Here is a 20,522-nt window from a genome sequence, read left to right as displayed (position 1 = left end):
GGTTCGGGCAGCAATGACACTGCCCTTGTCTAGGACTGGTTACATTGAGCTTTGATCGAAATCGTTGCCTTGGTCAGTACCCGTTTGAGTATCCGAGTCGAAGCTGCCAGAGTCATCCGTGAAGTCGACACCTTGATCTTGACCTCCCGCACTTGTCCAGTCGCTGCCGCCAGATTCCATACCCGCCATGTCTGGTTGCTGATCTTGAGCAGAACCTTGCATGGTGTATTGATCATCGACTTCAACTTCAACTGTGCCACTCGCACCTTCTACCGCGTTGCCCAATTCGTCGTAACCTTGGAATTGGATTTCGCTCGTACCTTCGTAACCTTCTGGTAAGTCAACCGATACTGGTTGGTTCAGGTTGCCACTTAATGTGAAGCTGCCATCGCCATTATCCAGTGCGTTGCTTACTGATGCACCATCAGGTAGACCGGACATTTCTGCATAATCCACCGATTCGTTACCACTGACCTCATCTGGAACCGAGATAGAAATGGTATCGCCTGGTGCTGCAGTCACATCAGCTGCGCTCTCATCTTCACTGTCTGCACCGTTTGCTGCTTGCTCTTCAGGCTGTTGCGCTTCGCCGACTTGCTGCTCTGATGATGCTTGAGCAGTTTGGATTTGTGGCTCGTCGCTTTGCGCTGAATCGTCCGCAACTTGGATGCTCAGATTCTGAGTCGATACTTCACCGTTGTCGTTGACCTGAACATCCATAGCTAAATTGCCATCGAAGTCATCATTCGGCCAGTATGTCCACTCTTCATCACCTGATTTCGCGAAGAAACCAGCATCGTTTGCATCGGCGACATCCAACACTTCTGCTGAAGGGCTAATGCCAAGCTCATCAATCAACTGTGCTTCCGTTAGTGTTAGTGAGCCATCATCAGCCAGTGCGTAGCCTTCGCTGGTTGTGGTTTCACCTTCACCTTGGATGTCGACATTAAAGAAGCTCTCAATGCGGTTTTCACCGTCAGTTGCAATGAAACCAACTTGAACATCTCCGGTGTAGCCTTCTGCTGGTGTGAATTGGTAGTTACCTTGGTTATCGGTCTCTATCACACCTTGACCTTCCATTAGACTCACTGACTCAATGCTCAAGCTGTCGCCTTCTGCATCGCTCAAGGTCGATAGCATGTCATCATTGGTGAACGACAAGGTGCCATCCGCTGCCATTTCTGTGGTAGAAATACTGTCGATTTCTGGAGAAGCATTCTCTTGTGGCGCATCTTCTTTCACGACCACACCCGTTTGCTCATCATGAAGCACACCGTCTTTATCAATCACATAAGCGATATCCGCTTCACCAGTAAAGCCTGGTGCTGGATTGAATGTCCATGTGCCATCACCGTTATCGACAATCTCACCTTGGCTGCGATCAGCTAGGTGAACGAATTTCACTTCATCACCCGCGTCAGCGTCCACATTCTCTGCCAATCCGATTAGGTCATCTGCGGTTAGGATAACTGGCTCACCCGCTAGGGTTTCGAAGTCACCTGAATCGATGCCATCTTCAAACTCTTCTGGCTCATCACCGTAATCCACCGTTGTTGCGGTCACGGTTACGAAGAACTCGCCATTAAAGTCAGCCGGAGGCGTCATTTGCAGGTCTGAGATATCCCACTCGTTCAAGTCGATGTATTGACCCGGTTCCGTGATGGTAATGGTGTTCACACCATCCGTAACTTCGAAGCCAACAGGGAAACCAGTCATCACTAGGTTACTTAGCGTTTCTGAATCGTCGATTAGACCGACATTCAAGCCTAGGTGACCCGTTTCGTCCTCACCGAAGACTAACGGACCATCATGGTCGGTTGTGATGACCGCGCCATCCGCAACAGGGCGAACAAACACTGGTACATCAAGTACTGTTTCAAACTCACCGTCACTTACCACAACTTGCAAGTCAGAAACCCCTGCAAAATCGCCAGTCGGTGTGAACGTCCAAGTACCGTCACCGTTGTCTGTTACCTCACCACCATCTTCACCTTCTGCGGTGATAATGCGTGATACGACTAGGTTTTCAGTATCGATATCGCCGAACAAGTTCATCAGGTCGCCAGCGTCGAAGGTGAATGCGCCATCTTCGTCGGTTGCCATAAAGGCATTACCCACATTGAATGGAGCATCGTTGACTGGAATAACATCCACATTCAACGAACCTTCAACCACTTCTTCACCATCCGTCGCGGTGTAGCCCAGTTCCACCAAACCATTGAAGTCTTGAGTGGTCACCAAGTGGTACATACCATCTGGTTGCTGGGTTAATGTCGCGTTTGCAGGAGCACGAACCGTGATGCTTTCTACGCTGATTTCGTCACCATCAAGATCCGTAACTTGATCAGCGATGTAAGCAGGGTCAATCACCATGACCACATCTTCTTCGCCTTGCATCTGGATGGTTGGCGCTTCTGGTGCATCGTTAACCGCTTCGATGTTTAGATTGCCTTCAACCGGCGTAACTAAATCACCATCGCTGACGCCAAACGACATTGGCACATCACCATTGAAGTTTTCAGCCGGAGTGAATGACCAAGTACCATCACCGTTGTCTAGCAAGTCACCGTATTGCTCATCAATCACTAGGTCGACAGCAGACAGTTCATCGTAGGTGTTGTCGATGTCTGTCGCGTTAGCAAGCAACATATCCTGCGTGATAAGAATGGTGGTATCTTCGGTGCCAGCAATATTCACTGGCGTTGATTGCGGCGCATCGTTAATTGGGTTCACCGTTAGGTCAACGCCCACTTCCACGCTCGCACCATCGTTATCAATCAAGTCGAAGCTTAGGTCGATATCGCCATTGAAGTTCGCATCAGGCGTAATCGTAAAGCTACCATCTTGGTTCTCAACAACGGTTGCATTGGCTACCGCGGTTAAGTTCACTGCTTCTAGATTATCGCTGTCTACGTCACCCGCTTGAGCCAGTAACTGCTCTTGACTCAATGTGATTGAACCGTCTTCATCGACGCTGTAAGCCAAGTCGCCAGATACCGGAGCATCGTTGACTGGCAATACATCAATGTTCGCGTTGGTTGTCGCAGTTGCACCGTCTTCATCAGCGACTACCACATCGAGACTTACGCCACCGTTGAAGTTTTCATTTGGTGCGAAGCTGTAAGTGCCATCGTCATTCGCCGTTAGAATGCCGTCGCTACCACTGTAAGAGACGCTTTCTAGGCTCACGTCACCTTCCACATCGCTTGATTGCGCTAGCAGTTGCTCTTCCGTGAAGATAATGACTTCGTCTTCATTGACAGAGTAACTTGTCGCACCTGCGATTGGTGGATCGTTCACCTCAAGTACTGTGATACCCGCAGTGGTTGAGTCTGTCGCACCCTCTTCATCGACAACCACAACGTCTAGGCTGACCTCGCCATTGAAGTTCTCGTTTGGAGAGAAGGTGTACGTACCATCGCCATTGTCTTGGAAGACGCCATCGTTGCCACTGTAAGTCACACTACTGATGTCTACGTCGCCTTCAATATCCGACGAATTAGCCAGTAGTTGCTCGTCACTGATGGTGATCGAGTTGTCTTCATGTACTGTGTAAGACGTGCTGCCCGCAACCGGAGGATCGTTCTCTGGCGTCACGCTTACGTCGATATTTGCGGTCACGGTATCCGTGCCATCAGAAACATCGAAGGTAAAGTTCACATCACCATTGAAGTTCTCGTTTGGAGCAAAGCTGTAGGTACCATCACCGTTATCGGTTAGGACACCATCGGCACCAGTGTAATTGACACCTTCTACCGATAGGTCATCACCATCAATATCCGTTGCGCCATCAAGCAGATCTTGGTCAGTGAAGGTCAACACACCATCTTCACCAATAGTGAACGCTTGATCTTCTGGCTGCGGCAAGTCATTAACTGGGTTAACCGTTAGGTCCGCCGTTGCAACGATAGTATCGCTGCCATCGTTGATATCGAACGTGATATCAATGTCGCCATTAAAGTTCGCGTCAGGCGTAATGGTAAAGCTACCATCGTCATTAGCCGTAACCGTCGCATCACCGTCAACCACTAGGTTAGAAGCGGTTAGTGCATCACCTTCTACATCCGTTGCTTGTGCCAACAATTGTTCTTGGCTTAGCGTGATTGAGTTGTCTTCGTCGACACTGTAAGCCAAGTCACCCGATACTGGAGCATCATTGATTGGCAGAACATCAATGTTTGCCGTCGTCGAAGCGGTCGCACCATCTTCGTCCACGACTACAACATCAAGGTTCACTTCACCATTGAAGTTTTGGTTTGGTGCAAAGCTGAACGTACCATCACCATTGTCGGTAAAGATACCTTCGCTGCCACTGTAGCTCACGCTATCTAGTGCTACCTCACCTTCAATATCGGAAGAGTTTGCCAACAACTGTTCTGCACTGATGGTGATGACTTCATCTTCATCAATGGTGTAACTGGTTGTGCCTGCGATTGGCGGATCGTTCACCTCAAGTACCGTGATACCTGCGGTAGTTGAATCCGTCGCGCCATCTTCGTCGATTACAACAACATCTAGGCTCACTTCGCCATTGAAGTTCTCGTTTGGCGAGAAGGTGTACGTGCCATCACCGTTGATTTCCAGCACACCATCGTTACCGCTATAGCTCACGCTATCAATCGATACATCACCTTCAATATCCGATGAGTTCGCTAGTAGCTGTTCATCACTGATGGTGATCGAGTTATCTTCATGCACTGTGTAAGACGTGCTGCCTGCCACTGGTGGATCATTCTCTGGCGTCACACTCACATCGATATTCGCGGTCACGGTGTCCGTGCCATCGGAAACATCGAAGGTAAAGTTTACGTCGCCATTGAAGTTTTCGTTCGGTGCGAAGCTGTATGTGCCATCGCCATTGTCAGTAAGAACACCGTCCGCGCCAGTGTATGTGACACCTTCTACCGATAGGTCATCGCCATCGATATCGGTTGCACCATCCAACAGGTCTTGATCAGTAAAGGTCAACACGCCATCTTCACCAATGGTGAACGCTTGATCTTCTGGCTGTGGTAGGTCGTTAACTGGATTAACCGTTAGATCTGCCGTCGCGACCAAGGTGTCAGAACCATCACTGATATCAAACGTGATATCAATGTCGCCATTGAAGTTCGCGTCGGGCGTAATGGTAAAGCTACCATCGTCATTAGCCGTAACCGTCGCATCACCGTCAACCACTAGGTTGGAAGCGGTTAGTGCATCACCTTCTACATCCGTTGCTTGAGCGAGAAGCTGCTCTTGGCTTAGCGTGATTGAGTTGTCTTCGTCGACACTGTAAGCCAAGTCACCCGATACTGGGGCATCATTGATTGGCAGAACATCAATGTTTGCCGTCGTCGAAGCGGTCGCACCATCTTCGTCCACGACTACAACATCAAGGTTCACTTCACCATTGAAGTTTTGGTTTGGTGCAAAGCTGAACGTACCATCACCATTGTCGGTAAAGATACCTTCGCTGCCACTGTAGCTCACGCTATCTAGTGCTACCTCACCTTCAATATCGGAAGAGTTTGCCAACAACTGTTCTGCACTGATGGTGATGACTTCATCTTCATCAATGGTGTAACTGGTTGTACCTGCGATTGGTGGATCGTTCACCTCAAGAACGATAATACCCGCTGTTGTTGTATCAACCGCGCCGTCCTCGTCAACCACGACAACATCTAGGCTAACATCGCCTGTAAAGTTTTCGTTTGGTGAGAAGGTGTAAGTACCATCGCCATTAATTTCTAGCACACCGTCGTTACCGCTGTAACTCACGCTACTGATCGCAACATCACCCTCGATATCAGACGAATTAGCCAGTAGTTGCTCATCACTGATGGTGATCGAGTTGTCTTCATGCACAGTGTAAGACGTGCTGCCTGCCACCGGTGGATCGTTCTCTGGCGTCACGCTTACATCGATATTTGCGGTCACGGTATCCGTGCCATCAGAAACATCAAAGGTGAAGTTCACGTCGCCATTGAAGTTTTCGTTTGGCGCGAAGCTGTACGTGCCATCACCATTGTCGGTTAGGACACCGTCCGCGCCAGTGTAAGTCACGCCTTCAACTGTTAGGTTGTCACCTTCTACATCCGTCGCGCCTGTTAATAGGTCTGCATCTGTAAAGGTAAGAAGACCGTCCTCACCCACGGTGAACGCTTGCTCTTGTGGCTCTGGAGCGTCATTGACTGGTGTCACGGTTAGGTCAAGACCAGCAGCAACCACTTCTTCGCCATCCGTGACATCGTAACTAAACTCAATGTCGCCGTAGAAGTTCTCGCTTGGAGTAATGGTGAAGCTGCCATCCTCGTTCATTTCAACCGTTGCATTTTCATCATTGGTGCTCAGGTTGATTGCACTTAAGTCATCGCCATCGATATCAACAGCGTGCTCCAGTAACTGCTCTTGAGTTAGCGTAATGCTGTTGTCTTCGGCAGTGACTGCAGTGATGTCACCCGTTACTTCTGGTGCATCATTGGTTGGCGAGATATGAATCGTCACATCTTGCGTCGCTGTCGCCGTTGTACCTGTATCCACATCCGTAGAGGTTGCATTTACGGTTAGCGTCACATCGCCGTTGAAGTCCGCAGAAGGGATAAACTCTAGTCCTTCTAGCTCGCCTGGTTGTAGTGACCAAGTGCCGTCACCATTATCGACACCCGCTGATAGTGCGCTGCCTTCTGGCACATCTTCAATCAAGATTGAGAGGTTTTCTGAACCATCGGTATCGCTTAACGCTGCATCGATATCAAGCGGCACTGGTGTATCTTCGGTACCAATAATTTGGTAATCCGCATCCGCTACCGTGATTTCGATGTTGTCGATACCAAACGATTCATCCCAAACGTCTTGATTCAAGGTTGAACCGAAGCCGAGTTGCAGTTCGCCATCCTCGACAGGAACCGTCAGGTTGATTTGGTGAGCTTGGTCATTCCAACCACTGAAGCCTTCACGTTGAGAGGCTCCGTGGATCACTTCACCCACTTCGTTACCGTCAGAATCGTATAGCGTTGTCGTACCATCTTGAGTACGGAACGCGGAGTTCTCCAAGGTGGTTAGCTGTTCGCCACCCACAAAGATTTGGAACGACTCGCCATCCCAAGAATCGATTTCGTAGAAGCTAAACGATATATTCACTTCATTAACATCACTTGGGATCTCGTAGGTTTTGCTGACCGTTTCATCACCGCCAGTGCCACCAATACGACCCAGCATGTCGCCCGTTTCGAAGCCTTGTGAACTTTCGGTGTTCGCGTTCCAACCGTTCGAGCCAGACTCGAAGTTATCAGAGGCAATCACCAAGTCTGAAGCAATCGACAGCTCTGGCATATCAACCACAGATTGAACATCAATGTTCGCTTCTGCTGGCACGGTAGCGGTTCCATCGTTGACATCAAACGTTACGTTCACGTTGCCATCGAAGTTTTCATTCGGAGCGAAGGTGTACGTGCCGTCACCGTTGTCGACTAACGTACCACTGTCAGAAGCAACGTTCTCAACCGTTAGGTTATCACCATCGATATCACCTGCATTTTGCAGCAGTTGCTCTTCGGTAAAGGTGAAGCTGGTGTCTTCTTGCGTGACGAACTGTGGCTGACCAACCGTTGGTAGGTCGTTTACTGGGTTCACAGTCAGATCGGCAGTGGCTTGAATGGTTGCATCACCGTCCGTAATGTCGAAGCTCAGATCAATGTCGCCATTGAAGTCCGCATCCGGTGTGATAGTGAAGCTGCCATCGTCGTTCGCAACAACGGTCGCATTGCCATCAACTGTCAGGTTGGATGCGGTTAGGTCGTCGCCATCTACGTCGCCGGCTTGAGCAAGAAGTTGCTCTTGGCTGAGGGTGATAGAACCATCTTCATCCACGCTGTAAGCCAAATCACCTGATACTGGAGCATCGTTGATTGGCAATACATCAATATTTGCATTGGTTGCTACCGTTGCACCATCTTCATCGATCACGACCACATCTAGGCTAACATCACCGTTGAAGTTTTCGTTTGGCGCGAAGCTGAATGTGCCATCGCCGTTGTCAGTAAAGATACCGTCAGAGCCGCTGTAGCTGACGCTATCAATCGCCACCTCACCTTCAACATCAGAAGCATTCGCCAATAGCTGCTCAGAGCTAATGGTGATGACTTCGTCTTCGTTCACTGAGTAGCTGGTCGCGCCTGCGATTGGTGGATCGTTCACCTCAAGTACCGTAATACCTGCGGTGGTTGAATCCGTCGCACCGTCTTCATCGACCACGACAACATCTAGGCTCACTTCACCATTGAAGTTCTCGTTTGGCGAGAAGGTGTAAGTACCATCACCATTGTCTTGGAACACGCCATCTGAGCCGCTGTAGCTGACGCTGTCGATTGCTACTTCGCCTTCGACGTCAGATGAGTTAGCCAATAGTTGTTCGTTACTGATGGTGATCGAATTATCTTCATGCACCGTGTAAGACGTGCTGCCTGCCACTGGTGGATCGTTCTCTGGCGTCACACTTACGTCGATATTTGCGGTCACGGTATCCGTGCCATCAGAAACATCGAAGGTAAAGTTCACGTCGCCATTGAAGTTTTCGTTTGGCGCGAAGCTGTAAGTGCCATCACCATTGTCAGTTAGGACACCGTCAGCACCTGTGTAAGACACACCTTCAACCGATAGGTCATCGCCATCGATATCCGTTGCGCCATCAAGCAGATCTTCATCAGTGAACAGCAAGACGCCATCTTCACCAATGGTGAACGCTTGATCTTCTGGTTGTGGTAGGTCGTTAACTGGATTAACCGTTAGGTCAGCCGTTGCAACAATAGTGTCGGTGCCGTCGTTGATGTCGAACGTGATATCAATGTCACCATTGAAGTTCGCATCAGGCGTGATGGTGAAGCTGCCATCATCGTTTGCCGTGACCGTTGCATCACCGTCAACCACTAGGTTAGATGCGGTTAGCGCGTCGCCTTCTACATCCGATGCATTAGCAAGAAGCTGCTCTTGGCTTAGCGTAATTGAATTGTCTTCATCGACACTGTAAGCCAAGTTGCCCGATACTGGCGCATCGTTGATTGGCAATACATCGATGTTTGCGTTAGTTGCCGCAGTTGCACCGTCTTCATCAACAACCACAACATCTAGGCTAACATCGCCATCAAAGTTGGCGTTTGGTGCGAAGCTGAATGTGCCGTCACCGTTATCAGTAAAGATACCGTCAGAGCCGCTGTAGCTTACGCTACCAATCGCAACTTCACCTTCAACGTCAGAAGCGTTCGCCAATAACTGCTCAGAGCTAATGGTGATGACTTCGTCTTCGTTCACTGAGTAGCTGGTCGCGCCTGCAATTGGTGGATCGTTCACCTCAAGTACTGTAATACCTGCGGTAGTTGAATCCGTTGCACCGTCTTCATCGACTACGACAACATCTAGGCTCACTTCGCCATTGAAGTTCTCGTTTGGCGAGAAGGTGTACGTACCATCACCATTGTCTTGGAACACACCATCTGTGCCGCTGTAGCTGACGCTATCAACCGAGACATCTCCTTCGACGTCTGATGAATTTGCCAATAACTGCTCGTCACTGATGGTGATCGAATTATCTTCATGCACCGTGTAAGACGTGCTGCCTGCTACCGGTGGATCGTTCTCTGGTGTGACTGTCACATCGATATTCGCGGTCACGGTATCCGTGCCATCAGAAACATCGAAGGTAAAGTTCACATCCCCATTGAAGTTCTCATTCGGTGCAAAGCTATACGTACCATCGCCATTGTCGGTTAGGACACCATCTGCGCCAGTGTAAGACACACCTTCAACCGATAGATTATCGCCATCGATATCCGTTGCGCCATCCAGCAGGTCTTGATCAGTGAAGGTCAACACGCCATCTTCACCAATGGTGAACGCTTGATCCTCAGGCTGCGGCAAGTCATTAACTGGGTTAACCGTTAGGTCCGCCGTTGCAACGATAGTATCGCTGCCATCGTTGATATCGAACGTGATATCAATGTCGCCATTGAAGTTCGCGTCAGGCGTGATAGTGAAGCTACCATCGTCATTAGCCGTAACCGTCGCATCACCGTCAACCACTAGGTTAGACGCAGTCAGCACATCACCTTCCACATCCGATGCTTGAGCAAGAAGCTGCTCTTGACTCAACGTGATTGAGTTGTCTTCGTCGACGCTGTACGCCAAGTTACCCGAAACTGGTGCATCATTGATTGGTAAGACATCGACCGTGATGTAAGTATCGACCTCTGCGCCGTCTTCATCGCGGATGGTTACATCCAACTGCACTTGACCGTTGAAGTTTTCATTCGGTGCAAAGCTACATGTGCCATCGCCATTTACTGAGAAGATGCCATCTGGACCGTCGTAGCTGATGCCTACTAGCTCAACGTCGCCTTCAACATCCGAAGCATTCAGTAGCACTTGCGATTCACTAAAGGTCAGAACTTGGTCTTCATCGATAGTGTATGCAGTAGGACCTGCGATTGGTGGGTCATTAACCTCAATCACAGTAATGCCAGCAGTGGTAGAATCCGTTGCACCATCTTCATCGACAACGACAACATCTAGGCTCACCTCGCCGCTGAAGTTCTCGTTTGGTGAGAAGGTGTAAGTACCATCACCGTTGATTTCCAGCACACCATCGTTACCGCTGTAGCTCACGCTATCAATCAATACATCGCCTTCAATATCCGATGAGTTCGCTAATAGCTGTTCGTCACTGATGGTAATCGAATTGTCTTCATGAACGGTGTAAGCCGTGCTGCCTGCAACCGGTGGATCGTTCTCTGGCGTCACTGTTACATCGATATTCGCGGTCACAGTATCCGTGCCATCAGAAACATCGAAGGTAAAGTTTACGTCGCCATTGAAGTTTTCGTTCGGTGCAAAGCTGTAGGTACCATCACCATTGTCAGTAAGAACACCGTCCGTGCCTGTGTAAGTGACGCCCTCAACAGAGAGGTCATCCCCTTCAATGTCGGTAGCGCCTGTTAGCAGATCCGCATCAGTAAAGGTCAGCACACCATCTTCACCAATGGTGAACGCTTGATCTTGTGGTTCAGGCGCATCGTTAACTGGTGACACCAATAACTCAAGGTTGGTTGAGACAACATCATCGCCGTCAGACACATCGAACGTAAAGGTGATGTCACCATTAAAGTCCGCATCTGGCGTTAAGGTGTAAGTACCGTCACCATTGTCTGTGATGGTGATGTTTTCATCATCCGTTGCCAAGTTCAGTGCTGTCAGTTGGTCTCCATCCAAGTCACGCGCATTAGCGAGCAAATCTTCTTGCGTGATTAGGATTGAACCATCTTCTTCAACCACAGCAGAAACAGGCAATGCTTCAGGCGTATGTTCAATGTGAGCACCCGTTGCATTGACGTAGATGGTTTGAGAAACGGTTTCAGAATCATTATTTGATAGCTCTGTCGCCGTTGCCGTTACATTGATTTCTAGCTGTTGGTTAAAGTCTTCTGGCAATTGAATCTGTAGCTCTTGTTCAATTGCTGTGGTTGGAAGCGTTACAGAACCATCTGGACCGACTGTTACTTCACCACTGTAGATCTGGCTGTTCACTTCACCTACATCAATGGTGAAGTTGAAGTCACTATAATCGGCATCGCCGCCACCGTAGAGATCTTCAAAGCCGTAAACCAGTTCACCGTCTTCGTTCACAGTAGTTCGAGTATGTTCAATGCCATCTTGGTTGAGCTCTGAGCTTGTGCCGCCATGGAAGACTGCATCACCAAATTGGCTTTGAATCACGGTTTCAGAACCATCAGCACCCACAAACACGAGTTGTGGGTCAACTGTATCCATGTTCGCAGGAGAGCCATCTGCTGCACGGAACTCGTACTGACCATCTTGCATGGACGCAAAGTCATTGAAGTTATGACCGTTAGGAATCAAGAATAGGTTGAAGCTTTCCCCTTCCGAGATTTGGAAGCTGAATTGATCTTGTCCAGGAACTAGGTCACCACCTCCGCCAACTTGAGATGCATTTTCGTACACCACTTCAACGCCAGTGATGTTGCCATCTTCATCGACTTTGTAGTAACCCGCTGTGTTTTGGTAACCCGCGGTTTCACCTTCAAACGTAACCGTGATTTCAGTATCGTTGAAACTGGTGATACCGTTGTCTTGATCGTTAAGTACCCCTTCGTTGTCGTAGCTGATCACCGAACCTTCAGGAACACCATCAACGGTCACAGTCAGCGTTTCTGACAAGTCTTGGTCAACCAATGCTGCAGCGATGTTCACTTCAACAATGCCGCCTGGCTCAACCAAGATCGCTTGATCATCCACGTTTCGACCATCGCCATCAGTGATGACTAGGTCTGGCGCATCTGCCACGGCTTCGATATGGACATTAATGTCTTGCTCAACTTCATCCGTACCGTCAGAAACCGTAAAGCTGAACTGCAAGTCACCACTGAAGTGCTCTTCTGGTACGAAGCTAAATGTACCGTCACCGTTGTCCGTTACAGTACCTTCATCACCCGAGTAGTTAATGCTGGTAACAGTGAGGTCATCACCATCAATATCAATCGCACCACTTAGCAGATCTTCTTGCGTGAACAGGATGCTGCCATCCTCTTCAATGTGGTACATGCCAGGCGCAACAATTGGAATGTCATTGACTGGGTTCACCGTCAATGTCATTTCATTGGCAACACTCAATTCACCGTCGCTCACTTCATAAGTAAACTCGATGTCTCCATTGAAGTGTTGTGAAGGCGTAACGGTAAAGGTGCCGTCACCGTTATCCACGATAGAGGCATTCGGATCATTGGTTTCTAGTGCCGTTGCGTATAGGTCATCACCATCTTGATCGCTGGCGTTTTCAAGCAGCATTTCTTGTGTCACGAGGATAGAGCCATCCTCGTCCACGTCTGCCACGATTGGCGCTGCTTCTGGTGCGTCGTTGACGAACTCAACTTTCAAGTCGATGTTTGCCGCCACCACATCGGTGCCATCGCTCACATCAAACGTGAGGTCAACATTACCAAAGAAGCCTTGCTCTGGCGTTAACGTGTAAGTGCCATCGCCATTGTCTGTTACTTGAACCGTATCGCTTAAGCTCGTCACGTTCACAACAGATAAGTCATCGCCTTCGATGTCCGTCGCTTGAGCCAGCAGCTCTGCTTCAGTAATTGTGATGGCTTCGCCGTCTTCTGTAGTGAAGGACAAATCAGGTACATCTGGCAGATCGTTCACTGGATTAACGGTGAGGTTTAGATCCGCAGCGACGGTTTCAATCGCATCAGTTACGTCATAAGTAAATTCGATTTCACCAAAGAAGTTTTCGCTCGGTGTAATCGTGAAGCTACCATCAGCGTTCTCAACGATGGTTGCATTAGGATCGTTGGTCGACAGGTTCACCGCTTCAAGGTTGTCACCATCCACGTCCGTCGCGTTCGCCAACAAGTCTTCTTGAGTGATGGTAATTGAGCCATCTTCATCGACGACCGCATCAACAGGACCGCTGACCTCTGGACCTTCGTTGACGATCTCAACATCGATCTTCGCAGTGCTTGGTGCACTTGCTTGACCATCGCTGATGTCGAAGGTCAAGTTCACTTCACCGTAGAAGTTCGAAGTTGGCTCGAAGGTAAAGGTGTTGTCGCCGTTGTCTGTCAACGTACCTTGTGACTGGTCAACAAGCAGCAGATTCTCGATATGTAGAATGTCGCCATCCACATCAGTCGCACCTGATAACAGGTCTTTTGCTTCGATGATGATGGTGCCGTTTTCTAGCATTTGAGTATGCAGCGGTGCACCAGGAACTGGCACATCGTTGACCGGAATAACGGTCAGATCTAGATGGGTATCGACTTCATCGGTGCCATCGAAGACTTTGTAATCGATGTCGACTTCACCATTGAAGTTTTCATTCGGCATAAAGGTGTAAGTGCCGTCGCCATTGTCGACAAGCTCACCGTTATCACCGCTGTAAGAGATATCAGAGATAGACAGCGCATCGCCTTCCACGTCACTTGCATTGGCAAGCAAATCATCCGCGCTAAACGTAATGCCCACATCCTCATCAGTCGACAACACAATCGGACCAGAAACGATTGGCGCATCGTTTACTGCTTCGAAGTTGATGTTGATGATGTTGTCGTCGGTTAGCTCACCATCCGTGACTTGGTAGCCAAGCTCAATCTCACCGTAGAAGTTCTCATCTGGTGTGACTGTCCATGTACCATCGCCGTTGTCGGTTAACGTAGCGTGCTCCGCGTTATCCCCCACCAGCTCAAGGTTTTGAATATCAAGAACGTCACTATCGATATCACTCGCCTGTGCTAAAAGCTGTTCTTCTGTGATAACCACAGAGGCAAACTGCGTAGAACCTTCGGTATCGATGGTCACATTTGGCAGATCAGCAGTCAGTTCGATTTCACTGTCACCTTCTCGGATATTCAGTTCTACCGTTTCCGTGATTTCCGTGCCGTCCACGCCAATAGATGTGAACACCGCTTCATCATGACAAGTTTGCGAAACCGTCATGTTTTGCACCACGTATGTACCGTTACCTTGAATCGTACCTAGCTCAAAGTAAGACACCGGCTCGTTCACCGTTAGGGTGTAATCCGTCTCATAGCTACCACGATCTTCTTTGTGGTAAGTCATCGAGTCGATCAAGTCACCATCGGAGTTGAATGCGCGAATTTCGACTTCCGTAAAGTGGCGAGACTCTTCCATAAACCAGCCGCCTAGACCATCTAGGTGGAAGCTGATTTCGTTGATGTCTTGGCCTTCAACGGTCACAGTCAGTTTTTCATCACCGCTCAAGCCTTGGCGGTCAGTATCGCCAATACCGTGACCGATGTGTGTTTTACCATTCCACGCACCGAGTGGGTCGTCATTACTTTGAACGGTAACTTTCAAATCGCCATCAACAAACTCACGTGTGTAAGGGTCAACAGCTGTACCCCAATCATCGAGGCTGGCGTTGTCATCAAAGGTACCAATTTGACTCGTATGCGTACCGTTTGCCAATGCGTCATCATTTGGAATGAAGCGCACTTCCGTGTCTGCAGGAACCTCCTGCCCGACTTCTAGCTGTACCCATTCGTCATTTAGATTTGCTTCGATGATGCCGTTTTCAGGGGCTTGGTCGAGACGTAACGCAGGCTCTTCACGCAGAGAAACACCCACTGTTTGGTCTTCTTCTGCTTGAATAAAGATCTCGTCGCCCGCTTCTGGCGCATCGTTGACAGGATTAACGGTCAGAGCCAACGTGGTCAGAACATCATTTTCGCCATCGCTGATGTTGTAAGTGAAGTCCAACTCACCATTGAAGTTTTCCGTATGCGTAATCGTGAATGAACCATCATCGTTGGCTACGATCGTCGCATCCGGGTCATTGGTTTGTAGATTGCTGGCAACAAGCTCATCACCTTCAATATCTGTCGCATTCGCAAGCAACTGTTCTTGTGTAATGGTGATGGCGTTATCTTCATCCACCTCCGCTTGAATGCCTGACGTTTCTGGTGCGTCGTTCACCGCGATAACATCGATGCCTGCGGTTGTCGTATCCGTTGCACCATCTTGGTCGATGACCGTCACGTCGAGCGAAATGTTACCGTCAAAGTTCTCATTTGGTGTGAAAGTATATGTGCCGTCGCCGTTGTCCACGAAGCTGCCGTCGTTACCAGAGTAGCTAACATTCGCCAAGGCTACATCGCCTTCCACATCAGAAGAGTTGGCTAACAACTGCTCGTCACTAATGGTAATTTGACCATCTTCTTGAACCGTGTAAGACGTAGAACCTGCAACCGGTGGATCGTTCACTGGTGTCACGCTGACATCAATGAATGCTGGTGTTGAACCTGTGCCGTCAGACACATCGAATGTGAACTGAACATCACCGTTGAAGTTCTCATTCGGCGCAAAGCTATAAGTGCCATCACCATTGTCGGTAAGTACACCATCCGCACCTGTGTAGAGAACGTTTTCGATAGACAGATCATCGCCATCAATATCCGATGCACCTTCCAATAGGTCTGCATCCGTGAACAGCAAGGTGCCATCTTCTTCTACCGTGAACTGTTGATCTTGCGCTTGTGGCAAGTCATTCACAGGATTAACCGTAATATCCAGACCAACTTGTACCGAGCCGCCATCGTTATCAATGATATCGAAGGTCAGATCTAGGTCGCCATTGTAGTTTTCATCTGGTGTGATGGTGTAGCTGCCATCATCGTTGTATTGAATCGTCGCGTTGTCATCTGTCGATAGATTGATGGCTTCAAGGTTCTCGCTATCAATATCGCCCGCTTTGGCAAGCAGCTGCTCTTGGCTTAGCGTGATTGAGCTGTCTTCGTTGATGGTGTAAGCCAAATCACCCGATACTGGCGGATCGTTGATTGGCAATACATCGACATTGATGTGCGTATCAACGGTTGCCCCATTCTCATCTTGAATGGTCACATCCAACTGAACTTGGCCATTGAAGTTCTCGTTTGGCGCAAAGCTACAAGTACCATCGCCATTAACGGTAAAGATACCATCCGAGCCTTCATAGCTGATGCCAACAAGCTCTACATCGCCCTCGATATCAGATGCGTTGGCAAGAATTTGTGACTCACTGAATGTCAGTACTGAATCTTCATCAATCGTGTAAGACGTTGGACCGGCAACTGGAGGGTCATTCACTTCAATGACCGTAATGCCTGCGGTCGTTTCGTCAATCGCACCTTGCTCATCCGCCACAATCACATCAAGGCTGATATCACCACTGAAGTTCTCATTCGGCATGAAGGTGTAAGTGCCGTCACCGTTGTCTTGGAATACGCCATCGGTGCCTGAATAGGTCACGCTATCGATAGACACTGCGCCTTCCACATCCGAAGAGTTAGCCAGAAGCTGCTCGTCGGAAATGGTAATTGCGTTGTCTTCATCAACCGTGTAAGACGTAGAACCCGCAACCGGAGGATCGTTCACTGGAGTGACGCTCACGTCCACATTTGCTGGTACGGTTTCAGTACCGTCAGAAACACCAAAACTAAAGCTGACGTCTCCGTTGAAGTTTTCATTTGGTGCAAAGGTGTAAGTACCATCACCGTGGTCAGTCAGCACACCATCGCTGCCTGTGTAGCTAATGCCATCAACCGTTAAGTTATCGCCATCGATATCGGTCGCGCCAGCAAGCAAGTCTGCATCGGTAAACTGAAGCGTGCCATCTTCTTCAACACTGAACTGCTGGTCTTGAGGAACAGGAAGATCGTTAACTGGATTAACCGTTAGATCCGCCGTTGCTTGGATAGTGTCTGTGCCATCCGTAATGTTGAATTGGATATCAATGTCACCATTAAAGTCCGCATCTGGCGTAATCGTGAAGCTGCCATCATCGTTCGCTGTAACGGTTGCGTTTCCATCGACAGTCAAATCGCTAGCAGTCAGGTCATCGCCCTCAATATCAGACGCTTGAGAAAGAAGCTGCTCTTGGCTGAGTGTAATCGCACCGTCTTCATCAACGCTGTAAGCCAAATCACCCGATACTGGCGCATCATTGATTGGCAATACATTCACATTGATGACGGTATCAACTTCTGCCCCATCCTCATCTCGAATGGTCACATCAAGTTGAACTTGTCCGTTAAAGTTCTCGTTTGGCGCGAAGCTGCACGTACCATCATCGTTAACGGTGAAAATGCCATCCGGACCATCGTATCTAATACCAACAAGCTCTACGTCGCCTTCCACATCAGAGGCATTCAGCAGCACTTGCGACTCACTAAAGGTCAGAACAGAATCTTCATCAATGGTGTAAGAAGTTGGTCCTGCGACTGGTGGATCATTCACTTCCAGCACCGTAATGCCAGCAGTGGTGACATCCGTTGAGCCTTCTTCATCAGCGACGACAACATCAAGCGTCACTTCACCATTAAAGTTTTCATTTGGAGAGAAGGTGTACGTACCGTCTCCATTGATTTGCAACACACCATCGCTGCCAGAGTAGCTCACGCTATCAATCGAGACATCCCCTTCTAAATCCGAAGAGTTTGCCAACAGTTGCGCGTCAGAAATGGTAATAGAGTTATCTTCGTGAACCGTGTAAGACGTTGAACCAGCCACCGGAGGATCATTCACCGGCGTAACGCTCACATCTACATTCGCTGAAACTGTATCTGTGCCATCAGACACGTCGAAGCTGAAGTTTAAATCACCGTTGAAGTTCTCATTTGGCGCAAAGCTATACGTGCCATCGCCATTGTCAGTTAGAACGCCGTCGGTGCCTTCATAGCTGATTCCCGTTACAGAAAGGTCATCGCCTTCAATGTCGGTAGCACCTGCAAGCAGATCCGCATCAGTAAATTGCAGTGTGCCGTCCTCTTCCACACTGAATTGTTGATCTTGAGGAACAGGCAGATCGTTGATTGGATTAACGGTTAGGTCAGCGGTTGCTTGAACGGTATTCGTGCCATCTGAGATATCAAAGCTAATGTCGATATCACCGTTGAAATCTGCGTCCGGCGTGATGGTGAAGCTACCATCGTCATTTTGAGTCACCGTCGCGTTGCCATTTACCGAAAGGTTAGAAGCCGTCAGTGCATCGCCTTCCACATCGGAAGCTTGCGACAACAACTGCTCTTGGCTCAAACGAATCGAGCCATCTTCGTCCACCGAGTAAGCAAGATTGCCAGACACTGGCGCATCATCGACTGGTGTGACGCTTACATCAATGTTGGCAGAAACCGTATCTGTGCCATCGGATACATCAAAGCTGAAGTTCACATCACCATTGAAATTTTCATTTGGCGCAAAAGTGTAAGTCCCATTGCCGTTGTCGGTCAGGATGCCATCGCTACCGTCGTAGCTCACACCTTCAACTGTTAGGTTATCGCCTTCAATATCCGTTGCGCCAGTAAGCAGGTCTGCGTCCGTAAAGATCAGCGTGCCATCTTCTTCCACGCTGAACTGCTGGTCTTGAGGAACCGGCAAATCGTTTATTGGGTTAACGGTTAGATCAGCGGTTGCTTGAACGGTGTTCGTGCCATCGGAAATATCGAAGCTGATGTCGATATCACCGTTGAAATCTGCGTCCGGCGTGATGGTGAAGCTACCATCGTCATTTTGAGTCACCGTCGCATTGCCATCTACCGAAAGGTTAGACGCCGTCAGTGCATCGCCTTCCACATCGGAAGCTTGCGACAACAACTGCTCTTGGCTCAAACGAATCGAGCCATCTTCATCCACCGAGTAAGCAAGATTGCCAGATACTGGTGCGTCATCGACTGGTGTGACGCTTACATCAATGTTGGCAGAAACCGTATCTGTACCGTCGGACACATCAAAGCTGAAGTTCACATCGCCATTGAAGTTTTCATTTGGCGCGAAAGTGTAAGTCCCATTACCGTTATCGGTCAGGATGCCGTCGCCACCATCGTAACTTACACCTTCAACTGTGAGGTTATCGCCTTCAATATCCGTTGCGCCAGCAAGCAGGTCAGCATCGGTGAAGATCAGAGTGCCATCCTCTTCAATCTCAAAGGTTTTATCTTCAGGCACTGGTGCGTCATTGATTGGACGAACAGTTAAATCAATCGAACTAGAAATGGTTTCTTGACCATCACTGATATCAAACGTTAAGTCGAGTTCACCATTAAAATCAGCTTCAGGTGTGACGGTATAAGTGCCATCACCATTATCCACAACGGATGCATTAGCACCCACTTGCACGTTAAATGCGGCAAGATCATCGCCATCAACATCACTCGCGTACCCGAGAAGTTGTTCTTGAGTGAAGGTAATAGTGCCATCTTCATCCATGATGTATGCCAGATCTTGCCCTACTTCTGGCGCGTCATTTTCACCTTCGACTTTAATTTGGAACGTCTCGCTCGTAGTTTCGGAGTCGAAATCGTCTTCTACTTGCGTCGTGGTTTCTTCGCTGGTGTCTTGTACATCCACCGCGAAGCTCTCTTCAGTGGTTTCTGAATCTAGCTCGTCACCACCTTGAGAACCTTCAGAGTCTGAAGAAGCACTTGGCGCAGATGAAGTTTGTACCGCTTGTCCTTGCGCTTCATTGCCTTCTGCGTCCGAACCACCTTCAGAGCCAGAGGCATCACCACCACCGACCGCTTGGGCACCCGCCCCAGAATCCGAACCACCGCTGCCCAGAGCCTGGTCACCTGATTCTCCGCTAGAAGCTACACTATCAACAACATTGGATTGTGTAGCGTCAGAGTCGCTGCTACTTTCAGTATCCTCTTCTTGAACTGCGCCACCCGAGCTCACTGCTTCTTCTTCCGTACCCGCGCCACTAGGATTTTCTTCCATCGCACGATTGGCTTCATCAACAGCATCTGCACTTTCAGCACCGGTCGCTACAGTCGAAGAGACGGTCGACTGCTGTTTTTCTTCTTTTGTCCCCGTATCCTTCGTTTCTGTTTGCTCTACCGCATCGTTAAGCTTTTCATTGTCTTTTTCTTGATTAGTGTCGCCTGCCATTACAGCCTCCGTTGCTTTTAGCTAACTGATCGTATTTAGAGGCAGTAAAGGACACCATTTTTAGAAACCAACTTTTTTATACA

1 protein-coding gene is annotated in these 20,522 nt (G+C 49.0%); it reads right to left on the bottom strand.

What is annotated here, in order from left to right:
* Positions 1–39: 39 nt before the first annotated feature.
* Positions 40–20,439 carry a tandem-95 repeat protein gene (locus tag R7H07_RS11595; RefSeq protein ID WP_206958929.1) on the bottom strand — a complete coding sequence of 6,800 codons (20,400 nt, stop codon included), beginning with the start codon at positions 20,437–20,439 and terminating at the stop codon, positions 40–42.
* Positions 20,440–20,522 lie beyond the last annotated feature (83 nt).

This window comes from Vibrio sp. Vb1127, from assembly GCF_033338735.1.
Taxonomy (GTDB): Bacteria; Pseudomonadota; Gammaproteobacteria; order Enterobacterales; family Vibrionaceae; genus Vibrio; species Vibrio alginolyticus.
The sequence above is the reverse complement of the archived record's forward strand: the minus strand, read 5'-3'. Positions and strand labels throughout refer to the sequence as shown.